Raw genomic sequence first — 14,472 nt, forward strand, 5'->3', positions numbered from 1 at the left:
CGGCTCACGGTCTCTGCCGCCGCACCCGGCGGGCTGGACCTGGTGCGCGGGGGCGCCGCCCGTGAGTTCGCCGTCACCCTCGCCGGCGGCAACGTCCGGGCCTACACGGCGCTCAAGGTCGTCTTCCAGATGGAGATGATGATCGGCGAGGACCCGGGCCCCCTGCCGGCGGGCAACGGGTTCGTCCTGGAGCGCCGCGACCCGTCCAGCGGTGTCTGGCGACCCGTCGAGCTGCGCGTCGCCAACGACGTCCAGCCGCACTTCCTGTTCTCCGGGGGCGCCCCGCTGGCCCGGGAGGCGATGCGGACCGAGCGCTTCCGCATCCGTGCGGGCGCGGAGGGTCCCATCGGGTCCCTGCCCCTGATGATCCGGGTCGTCGACACCACCGCGCCGCCGTCCGCCTCCGCCGAGCAGGGCGTCCCCGCCCGCACCTCCCTCGCGGTCGCCGCCCGCCGCGCCTGAGCCGCGCGGCCGGTCCGCAGGCCCCTCCCGCGCCGCCGCGGCCGGGTGTGAGCCGCCCCACACAGGGGCCTACACCGGGGGGCGATGGGCAGCAGCCATCCGAGCGGCCGCGGGATTCCTGCGGGTCGGCGCGGCTGGGCGGGACATCTCAGCATGTGGCACCACCAGGGTGTTCCGCGGTCGCTCGATAGACTGAGCCGACCGCAGTACTACCGCAGTATTACTGCCGAAGACCGAGCGAGGAGCGCACGTGGGCCTTGTCGTGCAGAAGTACGGAGGCTCCTCCGTTGCCGATGCCGAAGGCATCAAGCGGGTCGCCAAGCGGATCGTCGATGCCAAGAAGAACGGCCACCAGGTGGTCGTCGTGGTGTCGGCGATGGGTGACACGACGGACGAGCTGATCGATCTTGCCGGGCAGGTATCCCCGATCCCTGCCGGGCGCGAGTTCGACATGCTGCTGACCGCCGGAGAGCGGATCTCCATGGCCCTGCTGGCCATGGCGATCAAAAACCTGGGCCACGAGGCCCAGTCGTTCACCGGCAGCCAGGCAGGCGTCATCACCGACTCGGTCCACAACAAGGCGCGCATCATCGATGTGACGCCGGGCCGGATCCGTACGGCGCTCGACGAGGGCAACATCGCCATCGTCGCCGGCTTCCAGGGGGTGTCCCAGGACAAGAAGGACATCACCACCCTCGGCCGCGGCGGATCGGACACCACCGCCGTGGCACTGGCCGCGGCCCTGGACGCCGAGGTCTGCGAGATCTACACCGACGTCGACGGCGTCTTCACCGCCGACCCGCGGGTCGTGAAGAAGGCGAAGAAGATCGACTGGATCTCCTTCGAGGACATGCTGGAGCTCGCCGCCTCCGGCTCCAAGGTGCTGCTGCACCGCTGCGTCGAGTACGCACGCCGTTACAACATCCCGATCCACGTCCGCTCCTCCTTCTCGGGGCTGCGGGGCACCTGGGTCAGCAACGAACCGCGAGGGGATCAGAAGGTGGAGCACGCCATCATCTCCGGAGTCGCCCACGACGTCTCCGAGGCCAAGGTCACGGTCGTCGGCGTGCCGGACAAGCCGGGCGAGGCCGCGGCGATCTTCCGCGCGATCGCGGACGCCGAGCTCAACATCGACATGGTCGTCCAGAACGTGTCGGCGGCCACCACCGCCCTGACCGACATCTCCTTCACGCTGCCCAAGACGGACGGCGCCAAGGCGATGGCCGCGCTGGAGAAGCAGAAGTCCGCCATCGGTTTCGACTCGCTCCGCTACGACGACCAGATCGGCAAGATCTCGCTGGTCGGCGCGGGGATGAAGACCAACCCCGGGGTGACCGCCACCTTCTTCGAGGCGCTCTCCGACGCGGGCGTCAACATCGAGCTGATCTCCACCTCGGAGATCCGTATCTCGGTGGTCACCCGCGCCGACGACGTCAACGAGGCCGTGCGCGCCGTGCACACCGCCTTCGGGCTCGACTCCGACTCGGACGAGGCGGTCGTCTACGGCGGCACCGGGCGATGAACCTCCGGCCCGGAGGCGTACGGCGATGAGCCGCGGCCCGGCGCTCGCGGTCGTCGGGGCGACCGGGGCCGTCGGCGAGGTGATGCTCCGCATCCTGTCGCAGCACGCCGACGTCTGGGGCGAGATCCGGCTCGTGGCCTCCCCGCGCTCGGCCGGCCGCAAGCTGGCCGTGCGCGGGGAGGAGTGCGAGGTGGTGGCGCTTGCGGACGAGGCCTTCGACGGCATCGACGTGGCGCTCTTCCTGGTGCCCGGCGAGGTGTCCGCCCGCTGGGCACCCGTCGCGGCGGCCCGCGGCGCCGTGGTCGTGGACAGCTCCCCCGCCTTCCGGGCCGACCCGGAGGTGCCCCTGGTGGTGCCCGAGGTCAACCCCCATGCGGTACGGCTGCGGCCCCGGGGCATCGTCGCGAGCCCCCACGACACCACCCTGACCCTCGCCCCGGTGATCGGGGCGCTGCATGCCGGGTTCGGGCTGCGGGAACTGGTCGTCGCCTCCTACCAGGCCGCCAGCGGCGCCGGGCGGGACGCCGCCCGGGCCCTGCGCGAGCAGATCTCCCTGGTCGCGGACAGCGACCTGGGCACCGGCCCGGGCGATGTGCGCCGGGCCGTGGGCGAGGACGGCCTGGGGCCCTTCGCCGGTCCCCTCGCGCTCAACGTCGTCCCCTGGACCGGAGAACTCCTCGGCGACGGCTGGTCCTCCGAGGAACTCGGGCTGCGCGAGGAGACCCGCAAGGTCCTCGGCCTGCCCGGGCTCCGGGTGGCGGCCACCTGTGTGCGCGTCCCCGTGCTGATCTCCCACTCCCTCGCGGTGCACGCGCGCTTCGAGGGCGAGGTGACGGTCGACCGGGCGCACGAGATCCTCGCCACCTCGCCCGGCGTGGTCCTCTACGACCAGCCGGAGGTGGGCGACTTCCCCACGCCCGCGGACGTGGCGGGCACCGACCCGGTCTGGGTGGGGCGGGTGCGGCGGGCGCCCGACGACCCGACGGCCCTGGAACTCTTCGTCTGCGGGGACAACCTCCGCAAGGGCGCCGCCCTGAACTCGGCGCAGATCGCGGAGATGGTGGCCGCCGAACTCGCCGCCTCCGCGGGGCCGTCCCCGCTCCCCGCCGAGCCGTCCTCGGCGCCGTCCTCCGGCGGGTAGGTGACGACCGGGCGGGCGCCCCGTGCCCGGCCCCTCCGGAGCCGGGCACGGAACCAGGGACGGAACCAGGGACGGAACCAGGGCGCGGTGGCCGTCGCTGCTGCCCGGCCCCTCCGTGCCGCCGTCGTCCGGGCGTCCCGGAGGCGCCGTCCGCAGGCCGGGTGTGACCTCGGGCACCGCGCGATGATCGGCCGCTTTGTAGGATCTACGGAGCGCCCCTGATCCACGTAGAGGTCTGAACCACTTGAACGTGGGCGTCCGCATGTTCGACCATGCGCTTCTCTGTGCTGCAACCGGCAGCGGAGAGCGGAGCGTCTTCGCGGACACCTCGACGGGGTGCGGGGGAGTAACGGGGCATTGGGGAAGAACGAGTGCGGATCAGGGAGTCGGGAGCACCGCCGAAAGCGGGCGCGAGCGCGTACAACCCTGGCGGGGGGAAGCGTGTCCAACTGGCGTGGCAGAGGTTCTCGACATCACAGGAGTGCTCCCGGCTCGCGGCGCGGCGCTGCGCCCCGCCCGCAGAGCACGCCCCGCCGGCGGCATGCCGGTGATCGCCCCCATGCCCGTGCCGCGCGCAACGCGCATGCCGGTGCAGCGGCAGGGTTCTGACGAGGCCATGGCTGCCGGAACCACCGTCGACCACCTGACCGAGACCTACCGGGCCCACTACAGGTCCCTGCTGGGTCTCGCCGCCCTGCTCCTGGACGACACCGCCTCCTGCGAGGACGTGGTGCAGGAGGCGTTCATCCGGGTGCACTCGGCGCGCAACCGCGTCCGTGACCCGGAGAAGACGCTCGCCTACCTCCGGCAGACCGTGGTCAACCTCTCCCGGTCCGCGCTGCGCCGCCGCATCCTGGGGCTCAAGCTGCTCTCCAAGCCGATGCCGGACATGGCCAGTGCCGAGGAGGGTGCGTACGACCAGCTGGAGCGGGACGCGCTGATCAAGGCCATGAAGGGGCTCCAGCGGCGTCAGCGGGAGGTCCTGGTGCTGCGGTACTTCGCCGATATGACCGAGGCGCAGGTCGCCGAGACCCTGGGGATATCCCTGGGGTCCGTGAAGGCCTACGGCTCGCGCGGCATCGCCGCGCTGCGGGTGTCCATGGGGGCCTCGGCGTGAGCGGGGGCGCAGGCAAGGGCGGAGGCGGCGACGCACGGCGGACGAGCGGAACGGACGGGGCGGTTGACCACCGGACTGGGGACGAGACTGTGAACGACGGCCCGGAAGAGGTGTCCGGCGGCGCCCGCCCCGCGCCGGAGCGGAACGGCCACGACGCCCCCACGGCGGGCACGGCCGGCCCCGGCGGCGGGTCCGTGACCTCCGGGGACGAGGAGACCCCCACGGCGGCGCTCCCCCAGCCGGGTGCCGCGCCCCCGCTCCCGGCGATGGAGGCGGACTCCGGCCCGGCGGCGGGCGAGCCCACGGCGGTCCTTCCGGCGGCGGGCGCCGGCTCCGGCCCGGCGGCGCACCCCACCGTCCCGGAGAGCCCCGTCCCGGAGAGCCCCGTCCCGGAGAGCCCCGCTCACCAGAGCCCGGCGGCCGGGAAACCGGCCCCCGGCAGCCCGGCGGCCGCGGGCGAGACGGCCGGGGACCCGGTGGCCGAGGGCGCCCCGGACCTGCCCGGCGACGGCGCCGGCCGACTGCTCTCCGCCGTCTTCGGGACGGACCGCACCGGCTCTCGGCCCCCCGTGGACACCGGCGTCCACGGGGCGGACGGGGGCGCCTCCGCAGCCGGTTCGCCGGACGCCGGGGCCGGGGACGACGTCGGGGAGGACCGGCTCGACAGCGACGAGGAGGCCCTCCGGAGGCTGCTGCAGGGCGTCGTGGAGGGCCTGCAGCCCTCGGACGGTGCCCTCGACCACCTCCGCCGGGCCGTCCCCGCACGGCGGGCCCGCAAGCGGCAGGCCCTGGTGGGTGCGGCGGCGGCCGTGCTGCTGGTCGGCACCGCCGTGCCCGCGTTCGTCCACGTGGCGACCTCCGACTCCGGAGCCGACACCAAGGCCGTCACCGCCGGCCACGGGGAGCAGGCCCTGGGCGGCACCGGCAACGACCCCGGCGCGACCGGAGGCGAGCGGGACCGTCTGACCCTGCCCGGCAGCGGCGTCCAGAACCCGGGCCACCGGAGTCCGGCGACCAGCGTCCCCGGCGAGGCACCGGACGAGAGCGCCGCGGACGGCCCCTCGGGCGAACCGGAGACGCCCGGCGCCCAGACCGGTGCCCCGGCCCTGTGCCAGGGCGGGCAGCTCGGCGTGGCTTCGGTGGAGACCAACGCCCCCGGTGCCGAGGGCAAGGTCTACGGCACCTTCCGCATCGCCAACGTCTCCGATGCCGCCTGCACCGTCGAAGGCAGTGGGGAGTTCGCCGTCGAGGCCCTGGGCGCGGCCGACCCGACCCGGGTGGGCGTCACCGGCCACACGGACGGGGACCCCGCGGGCGGCCTGCCCGCGCCCTCGGCCGGACGGAAGACGCTGGTGCTGAAGCCCTCAGGCGCGTACGAGGTGAAGTTCGCCTGGGTTCCCTCGGACACCTGTCCCACCACCGAGCCCTCCCCGGACCCGTCGCCCTCCGAGAGCGGCGGGGCAGCGGGCGGCAGTACCGCGGGCACCGGTACCGGCTCCGGTGGGGACACGGGCGCCGGCACGTCGGCGGAGGGCGTCCAGCCCCAGCTGGTCACCGAGGACGGACCGGCCGACGGCAGCGTCGCCGTGTCGTACGTCCCCGTGGCGGGGGGACCGAGCGCCCAGGCGACCGTCCCCCACGCCTGCGCGGGCACCGTCTACCGCACGGGGATGCTGCCCGACGGCGCGTAGCGGGACCCCGCGCGCCGGGCACCGCTCCCGTTCGCGCCGCCGCTGCCGCCCGGGGAACCCCCGTCCCGCCGTGGGCCGGACGACCGCCGCGGGGCGGGCCGGGGCCCCGCCACCGCCGGGCCACCGGCCGCGCGGGCGCCCTCGGCCGGTGAGGTCAGGGGGCCTCGGGCTCCAGGCCCAGCTCCCGGTCCCGGGCGGTCTCCGCCTCGCGGCGCACCAGGCGGAACCACATGAAGAGCACGAAGCCCGCGAAGACGAACCACTCGCCGGTGTACCCCAGGTTCTGGAACGCCTTCAGGTCCAGCCCGCTCCCCTGGGGCGCGGTGGCGGGGACGGCCTCCAGCCCCGCGTCCGCCTCGGCCAGCGTGATCCAGGCGTCGTAGACCTCGTCCTCGACCAGGTTCACCAGCGAGGCCGCGCTGATCATGCCCAGCTGGCCCCGGGGAAGGCCGCCCGCCGTGTGCGCTCCGTCGGTGCCCACCGTCTCCGACGCCTGGAGTGCGCCCGTGACGGTCACCTCGCCGGCCGGAGCCGCCGGAGCGGTCCCGCCACCGGGGAGCCAGCCCCGGACCACGGGCAGGGCCCGGCCGCCGTCCGTGCGGAGCAGCGTCAGGACGTAGGAACCCTCCCGGCCGTCCAGTTCCCGCCCCGGGACCAGGAACTGCTCCCCGTAGCGGCCGCCGGCGGTCGCCTGGCGGCCCGAGGTCTCCGTGTCCACCGGCAGCAGCTCCTCCAGCGGGACCGCCGCCTCCTGCGCGGTGCCGGGGCGCTGCTCCGCCTCGCGGTGGGTGTCGACGCGGTCCTCGAACCGGCCGAGCTGCCACGAGCCCATGAACACGCAGAACGGGATCGCCAGCAGGACGAAGGCGTTGATCCCCCACCAGCGGGGCGTCAGCAGGAATCGGTACACCCCCCCACGGTACGGAACGGTCCCGGCCTGCCCGCTCCCGGGTCCGTCCCCGCCGCCTCCTCTCCTCACGGCGGCTCGCGCCCCGGCCGCGCGGCCGCCCGCCGGTTCCCGGGCCCCGTGCGGGTGCCCCGGGGCCCGTGCCCGCGGGCGCCGTGAGGACATCGCCCTGGGGCCCCGGGGGCGCGGCCTCAGGGCGCGCCGCACCCCAGATACCGGTCCGCGAAGTCGATCTCCATCCTGACCTGCTTGATCCGCTCCTCCACCACCAGCGAGCCGTGGCCCGCGTCGTACCGGTAGACCTCGTGGACCGCACCGCGCGCCGCCAGCCTGTCCACGTAGTTCTCCACCTGGCGTATCGGGCAGCGAGGGTCGTTGACCCCTGCGGAGATGTAGACCGGTGCCCGCACCGCGTCGACGTAGGTGAGCGGCGAGGAGGCCGCGAAGCGCTCCGGGACCTCCTCGGGCGTACCGCCGAGCAGCGTGCGGTCCAGTGACTTGAGGGCCTCCATCTCGTCGTGGTAGGCCGTCACGTAGTCGGCGACCGGCACCGCGGCCAGCCCCACGGCCCAGGAATCCGGCTGGGTGCCCAGCCCCAGCAGTGTCAGATAGCCGCCCCAGGAACCGCCCGCCAGCACCGTCCGGGCCGGGTCGGCCAGCCCGGAGGCGACCGCCCAGGCGCGCACGGCCGCGATGTCCTCCAGTTCGATGAGCCCGACGCGGTGCTTCAGGGCGTCCGTCCACTCCCGCCCGTACCCGGTGGAGCCGCGGTAGTTGACCCGGACCACCGCGTAGCCGTGGTCCACCCAGGCGGCCGGACCCGCCGCGAAGGCGTCGCTGTCGTGCCAGGTCGGCCCGCCGTGGATGTCGAAGACCGTCGGCAGCGGGCCCGCCGCCCCGGCCGGGCGCTGGACGAGGGCGTGGATCCGCCCACCGGGGCCGTCCACCCAGACGTCCTCGACCGCCACCGACGCGGGCGCCCGGGGACCGGGCGGGTCCAGCACCGCGTCGCCGGACGTCGACCTGATGCACGGCGGTTCGGCCGCCGAGGACCACAGGTACTCCACATGGCCGTCGGGGCGCGCGGTGGCGCCCGACACCGAGCCCGCGGGCGTCGCGATGCGGTTCAGGGCCCCGGTGCCCAGCTCGTAGCGCCACAGCTCGTCCCGCGCCTCGTGGCTGTGGACGATCAGCAGGGCCGAGCCGTCCGGGAACCACTCGGCGCTCACATCGCCGGGCAGTTCGATCGACAGGTCGCGCTGCGTACCCCCGATCACGTCCCAGACCATCGGCTCCCAGCGCCCGCGGCGCTGGTGGCCCACGAGGAGGCGGCCGTCGCCCTCGACCGGCGCGAAGCCCAGTACCTCCAGCCCGAGCTCCTCCTCGCCGCCCCGGGTGTCGTCGAGCTCGGCGACGGTCGTCCCGTCCAGCCGCATCACCCGCAGCGCCGAGTGCATCGCGTCGCCGTGCTCGGTGTGCTCGAGGGCCAGCAGGGTCCCGTCGTGCGACAGGTCCCCCACCACCGCGGACTCCCGGTGCCGGTAGATCTCCACCGGCTCCGCCCCGGGGCGCACGACGTGCACGGTCGTGCCGTCCTCGTCGGTGGAGCGGCCGACCACGGCCGTGCCGTCCCTGCCTATGGCGAGCCCTCCGGGGTACGAGGGGGCGAGACCGGGGACGGCGGGGGAGTCCTCGCCCCCGCCGAAGGGCTGGCTCATCCAGATGCCGAACTCGTCGCCGTCGGTGTCGGAGAACCACCAGACGGCCTCGCCGTCGGGGGTCAGGACGCCGTCCGTCGTACCGTTCGGCCGGTCCGTGACCTGGCGCTGGGCGCCCGTCGACCGGTCCCAGGCGTACAGCTCGTACGTCCCCGTCGCGTTCGACATGAACAGGCAGCGATGGGGGGCGTCCTCGGCCCAGTCCGGCAGGGAGACGCGGGGGGCCCGGAAGCGCTTCTCCCAGTCGGGCATGCCGGGCATGTCGGGTGTGGTGTCCGTGTCGTTCATGCCCTCCATCCAACCGGAAAACCCGCGGGGACATCCCCGCCCTGTGGACAGCCGTCCGTCTGTGGACGGCGCCGGGGCACGAACGGGTGAGGTGGGGGGCGCGGCCGCCCCGGGGACCCCGAGGGTCCGGACCGCCGGCGGCTGCCCTCCGGCCGCCGCCCCCGCCCCCGGCCCCGGCATCCGCCGCCCGCCGCCCTCCGGCATCCGGCATCCGGCATCCGGCATCCGCCTCCCGCCGCCCGCCGCCCTCCGGCATCCGATGCTCCGGCCTCCCGGTATCCGGCAGGCGCCCGGGCCCCGCCCTCACCGGGTGCCGGGAGCCGCCCGGCCCACGGCCGGTCCCGGGCCGGCACCGCCGTCGGGTGCAGCCCCGGAGGCCGGTGCGGCGTGGCGCCCGGTGCCCGACAGCACCGCGCTCGGGTCCACCGCCCTGGTGATCGCCGCCTCGACCGCCGTGATCCGGTCCGCCAGCAGCCCCAGGGCCGCGACCGCCCTGGCCATCGGGTCGCCCTCCGGTCCGCCGAGCGCGAGGGTGCGGACATAGCGCGCCTTGACCTCCGCCCAGCGCGCCGCCTGCTCGGCGCCGAGCGTCCCCCGCAGCTCGGCGAGCTTCAGCAGCGCGGACTCCGCACCGCTGGTCAGGGTCTGCGCCTCGCCCGTGTAGTGGTCCTCGATCAGCGCCGCCACCTCGGCGTCGTCCATCACCGGGCTGAGCCGCTCCACGATCTTGTTCATGTTCCGGTACGAGCCCTGGAGGAGGAACGGCGGTTCGCTGCGCGTCTCGTCGCTGCGTGCGGCCGAGGCGATGTAGGCCGCGTTCACCGCCAGCACCGTGCGGCGCGCGGTGAGCACATGCCGCAGGACGGCGAGGACCCGGTCCAGTTCGGCCGGCGGGCAGGGCTGCACCAGCCGGTCCGCGCGGGCCGTCGGGTCGCCCTCGGCGAGCCGCACGAGCAGGTCCACGTCCGCGCGGTCGCGTCCGGCGAGCGGCGCCAGCACGGGATGGGAGGTCAGCGCGTTCTCCACGAAGCTCAGGGCGAAGACCGCCTCCTTGCCCGTCAGCACGTCGCCCAGGTTCCAGACGTCGGCCCGGTTGGCGAGCATGTCCGGGATCCGGAAGCGCCGCCCCGACTCCGTGTAGGGGTTGCCGGCCATGCACACGGCGAAGCGCTTCCCCCGCAGGTCGTAGCTGCGGGTCTCGCCCCGCCACACGCCCTCCATGCGCCGCTGGGCGTCGCACAGGGAGATGAACTTCTGCAGCAGCTCCGGTGAGGTGTGCTGGATGTCGTCCAGGTACAGCAGGACGTTGCTGCCCGCCTCCAGAGCAAAGTTGATCTTCTCGACCTCCTGGCGGGCCGTCGCGTTCGGTGCCATGGCGGGGTCGAGCGAGGTCACCTCGTGCCCCAGGGCCGGACCGTTCACCTTCACCAGCGCCAGGCCCAGCCGGTCGGCCACGTACTCCATCAGCGTCGTCTTGCCGTAGCCGGGCGGGGAGACCAGGAGGAGCAGGCCGTTGCTGTCGGCACGGCGGGACTCGCCCGCCGCGCCGATCTGCTTGGCCAGGTTGTCGCCGATCAGCGGCAGGTAGACCTCGTCGATCAGCCGGTTGCGCACGAACGACGGCATCACCCGCGGACGGTGCTCGTCCAGCCGCAGCCGGTCCCGCTCGGATGCGGCCAGGGCGGCCCGGCGCTGCTGGTAGTCCCGGAAGCCCGGCACCACCACCCGGCGGAAGTGCCGCGTCCTGGAGAGCAGCTCGTCGAGCCGCACGGTCATCGAGCGGCCCTCGATCCGCGGGTGCTCACCGAGCAGCCCGTCGACGCGCACGGTGAGCGGTGCCTCGCAGACGTAGCGCTCCAGGGCGGGGCACAGCTCGATCGCGCCCGCCTCGGCGAGGTCGCCCGCCCCGGCGCCGGTGCCCGCGGACCGGGCGTACGCGCCGAGCCAGTTCTCGACGAGCTGGCGCCGGGCCCCGAGGTCGTCCCCGAGGCCGGCCAGGTCCTCCGCGTAGCCCGTGCCGGACACCGCCGCCCGGAAGGAGCCCAGCAGGACGCGTGCCGCGCCGCCCGTGACGAATCCGTCCGGACCCCCCGTCAGCTCCTCGAAGAGGTACTCGGCCGCCAGGTCGCCCCCGTCCGCCGCCGCGTCCGCGGTCCGGTCGCCCCCGTCCGCCGCCGCGTCCGCGGTCCGGTCGCCCCAGGCCCGCAACTCCGCTGCCAGTTCGGCACGGAAGGCGTCGACGGCCGGTGCGAGGCCGAAGGTCTCCCGGGCGCGCGCGAGCGACACGGCCCGGCGGGCCCAGGAGCTGCGCCGCTCCTCGTCCGCGCCGTACGCCCAGAACAGCTGGGCCGCCGCCCGGGCCCGGGGCGGATAGCGCAGCAGCCCCGCGCCGTCGTGCAGCTTCAGCAGCGCCTGGAGCACGAGCACCGCGTCGTGGTCGTGCACACCCCGCTCGTAGCCCTCGTCGTAGGCCCCCTCCGCGGCCCGGCGCACCAGGTCGGGGAGGTCGGACCCCGACAGGACGTCGGCGCCGTGCTCCTCCAGGAGCCGCGCGGCCAGGTGCTCGGAGCGGTAGACGTCCGCGTTCTCGGAGCCGAGCGTCTGCTCCCAGTAGGGCCGGGTACGGGCGAACTCCGCGTCCGTCCCGCCGGTCACCGGAGCACGGTAGTCCGTGCCCGTCAGCGCGAAGGCCTGGCCGTCCCCGTGCGGGACCAGGGTCAGCTCCAGCGGCTGCGTGTTCACCGTGAACAGGTGGCGGCCCAGCCGGAGCGCCGAACCGCCCCCGGCGTACAGCTCCGCCCGGTCGCGCAGGGCGCGGGCGGCCTCCTGGCGGGCCGCCCCCAGACGCCCCTCCAGCTCCTCCGCCCGCGCCCCGTCCCCGAGCCCGCGCAGCTCCTCCGCGGTCCTGCGGACCTTGCCGACCATCGGGTCCGAGGCGAAGTAGGCGTTGACGGCCTCCCGGTCCTCCAGGGCAGCCGCCCGCCGGGCGACCGTTTCCAGCACGCGCTCGGCCGACACCGCCAGGCGCTCCGCCCGGCGCGAGCGCGCGTCCACCAGAGCCTGCCGCCGCCCGGCGAAGGCCTCGTACACCTCGGTGCGCCGGTCGCCCAGCTCCGCCAGGAAGGCGTCCGAGTCCGCGAACCGGGACTCCAGGTCCTCGACGGCCACCAGCAGAAGGGCCAGCTGGGCGTCGCAGGAGCCGGGGTCGGTGGCCGCGGCCAGACCACCGGTCACCGCCTGCCCCAGCAGCGCCAGTTCGGCGGCGAACTCCGCGTGCCCCTCCCGCTCGACCAGCTCGCGGCGCCGGGCGTCGAGTACGGCGCGGGCCCGGTTCACCGCGCCCAGGACCTCGGCGATCCGCTCCAGGACCCCGGTGCGCACCACGGCGTCGCCGAACTCCAGCCCGGCGACCACCTCCGTGAGCGTCCGCAGCCCGCCGTCGATGCCGTCCAGCCGCTCCGCGACCGGTACCGCCGCGGCGGCCGTGGGGACGGCCTCGGCCTGTGCCGACAGCTCCTCGATCTCCTCGCGGTGGCCCGCGAAGGCGTCCGGGCGCTCCAGGAAGGCGATCGCCCGCTGCGCGAACGAGGCGATGTCCGCCTCCGTCCCGGTCACCAGCTCGTCCACGCGCCCGGTGTCCGCGTAGCGCAGCTCCCGCAGCGTCAGCAGCTCGCCCTGCGCACGGCGCAGCTCCGTCAGGCCCGCGACCCAGGCGCCCGCCGTGCGGGGGGTCTCGCCGCGCAGCCGCCGCACCAGCGAGGCGGTCCGCTCGGACGCCTCCGACAGCGCCTCGGCCGCCTGCGCGGTGAGCGCCCGTACCGTCGCGAACTCCTCCACGACCCGGGCCGCGGTGTCCCGTACGGCCTCCAGCGGGGTCCGCAGGTCGACCGCCCCGGTGTCGCCGAGCCAGTGGTAGGCGTCGCCCGTCCGCGTCGCGGAGGCCAGCAGCGCCTCGTACACCGCCACGGTCGGGGTCGTCTCCGTCGCGGCCCGGACCACCGACAGGCAGTCGGCCACGGCGCGCACCAGCTCGGCGTTGCCGATCCGGGACAGCGGGCCCTCGCCCGGATCGGCCGCGGCGTGGGTGTCCGACACGAACGGCGAGGCCCAGCGCTGCACCGGGTGCACCCGGGACGGCTCGTCGTCGCGGGGCCGGAGCGCCAGCAGGGTGCCGTCCTCGAACAGGGCGTGGCCGCGGCACAGCAGCGGCGCCTCGACCGACTTGCGGATCCTGTTGTACGGCAGCAGCAGGGCGTCGCCGCCGTCCTGCCCGCGGAAGACGAACAGGGTGTCCTCGCCGTTGGGCGAGTGCACCGTCCGCTCGTGGCGCAGTGAGGCCAGCAGCTCCTCGTCGACGTCGAAGGTCCTGGCGGCGCCCGTCGCGGCGAGGCAGTACCCGCCGGGGAAGACGATGCCCTGGTCGCCGGGGAGCCGCAGGCACGCCTGCCCGACGGCGTCGAGTCGGCTGACGGCACCGGTGGTGGTGGCGTGGACGAAGTACCGGTCCCGCTCCTCCTTGTAGGGGCGGACGCGCAGCAGCAGGAGGGGGCCGACGCGGGCATGCGCGACCTCGGCGTCCGCCAGCGACTGGAGGGGCTCGTCGACCGGCTCGGAGTGGATCCCCTCGTCGGTCTCGGTGTCGTCGGAGGTCTTCAGGGTGAGCGAGCCGCCGACCGTCGAGACGAACAGGTCGCCGCCGACGACGATGTGCGGGTGGCGGCCGGGGACGTGGTCCTCGCGGGTCGCCGCCGTCCAGGTGACCTCGCAGGCGGGCGGGAGCGCGTGGTCGCGCTCGCCGCGCGCGTCGAGGAACCGCGCCCGTACGCCTCCCGCCCCGTCGGCCTCCAGCGCCCAGCGCAGCACGCGGGTGTCACCCCCCTGGGGGGCGCGTCCCTCGGCCGGTGCCCCGGGTGTCCCGCCGCCGGTCCGGAACACCGCCAGCAGCCGGTCCTCCACCATCCTCAGCCGCACCAGGCGGGCGTCCCGGAAGTAGCGGTGCAGCGCCTGGAACTCCTGCCGGAAGGCGCGGTCGTCGAGGAGCCCGGGCACGCTGTCCTCGGGCACCGGTGCCAGGTCGGCGGTGTGCAGGCTCAGGACGTCGCCCACCTCGGCGGTCCCCGCGGCCGTCCCCGCGCGGTCGAACCCGAACAGGACGTACGGCCCCACGGCGACGATGTCGCGCGGCAGGCCCGCGTGCTCGGTGCGCAGCCTGTCCGTCCCGGTCAGCCGCAGCTCCGTGGAGCCGAAGGTCTCGATACGGAGCGCGTTCAGCGCCTCGGCCCGGCGGGCCAGCTCCGCGGCCTGCGCCCCGAGCCGGTCGCGGAGCACCTCGTACGCACCGGCCTCCTGCGGGACTGTGTCGCGGTCGGCGGCGGACCGGGTGGTGGAGGAGGTCATCTGCTGTGCTCGCTTTCCTGCGTCGGCCTCCGGAGAGGGCTCGGACCGTCGGGTCCGCCGGTCGGGCGCCCGGGCCGGCCGTGCTCCGCGGGCGGCCGCGGTCGGGCGCCCGTGCGGGTGGGACGGGTCCCCGGGTCCGCCGGGCCTCGTGCCGGGGCGGTGGCGGTGGCGGTGCGGCCGCGATCCGGGGATCCGGCCCGGGGCCGGGGCGCCCGGCCCCGGTCGGGTG

The 14,472-nt window shown here is 75.3% G+C and carries 8 protein-coding genes; 5 read left to right on the plus strand and 3 right to left on the minus strand.

The window, feature by feature from the left end:
* Window positions 1-42: 42 nt before the first annotated feature.
* The 5 genes from ACGF15_RS21045 to ACGF15_RS21065 all read left to right on the plus strand — a co-directional run bounded on the left by ACGF15_RS21045 (window position 43) and on the right by ACGF15_RS21065 (window position 5,933).
* Complete coding sequence (locus tag ACGF15_RS21045; protein WP_392800953.1) at window positions 43-462, plus strand: hypothetical protein; 420 nt, start codon at window positions 43-45, stop codon at window positions 460-462.
* Between the two features lie 250 nt (window positions 463-712).
* Entirely contained in the window at window positions 713-1,984 is a 1,272-nt protein-coding gene (locus ACGF15_RS21050; RefSeq protein ID WP_345611539.1) for an aspartate kinase, read from the plus strand.
* Between the two features lie 25 nt (window positions 1,985-2,009).
* Entirely contained in the window at window positions 2,010-3,125 is a 1,116-nt protein-coding gene (locus ACGF15_RS21055; RefSeq protein WP_392800956.1) for an aspartate-semialdehyde dehydrogenase, read from the plus strand.
* Window positions 3,126-3,579: 454 nt separating this feature from the next.
* The gene (locus ACGF15_RS21060; protein WP_345611531.1) at window positions 3,580-4,242 is read left to right on the plus strand and encodes a SigE family RNA polymerase sigma factor; all 663 of its coding nucleotides are present in this window, start codon (window positions 3,580-3,582) and stop codon (window positions 4,240-4,242) included.
* Between the two features lie 89 nt (window positions 4,243-4,331).
* Complete coding sequence (locus tag ACGF15_RS21065; protein ID WP_392800959.1) at window positions 4,332-5,933, plus strand: hypothetical protein; 1,602 nt, start codon at window positions 4,332-4,334, stop codon at window positions 5,931-5,933.
* Window positions 5,934-6,087: 154 nt separating this feature from the next.
* On the opposite strand, the gene ACGF15_RS21070 is transcribed toward ACGF15_RS21065, so the two are convergent.
* The 3 genes from ACGF15_RS21070 to ACGF15_RS21080 all read right to left on the minus strand — a co-directional run bounded on the left by ACGF15_RS21070 (window position 6,088) and on the right by ACGF15_RS21080 (window position 14,243).
* Window positions 6,088-6,843, minus strand: coding sequence for an SURF1 family protein (locus tag ACGF15_RS21070; protein WP_345611528.1), 756 nt, complete (start codon window positions 6,841-6,843; stop codon window positions 6,088-6,090).
* Window positions 6,844-7,031: 188 nt separating this feature from the next.
* Window positions 7,032-8,855: a prolyl oligopeptidase family serine peptidase gene (locus tag ACGF15_RS21075; RefSeq protein ID WP_362607377.1), complete on the minus strand. Its 1,824-nt coding sequence runs from the start codon at window positions 8,853-8,855 to the stop codon at window positions 7,032-7,034.
* A 294-nt stretch (window positions 8,856-9,149) separates the two neighbouring features.
* Window positions 9,150-14,243: a DNA repair ATPase gene (locus tag ACGF15_RS21080; protein WP_392800963.1), complete on the minus strand. Its 5,094-nt coding sequence runs from the start codon at window positions 14,241-14,243 to the stop codon at window positions 9,150-9,152.
* Window positions 14,244-14,472: the final 229 nt, after the last annotated feature.

Source organism: Streptomyces sp. NPDC048001 (assembly GCF_043203115.1).
Taxonomy (GTDB): Bacteria; Actinomycetota; Actinomycetes; order Streptomycetales; family Streptomycetaceae; genus Streptomyces; species Streptomyces sanyensis.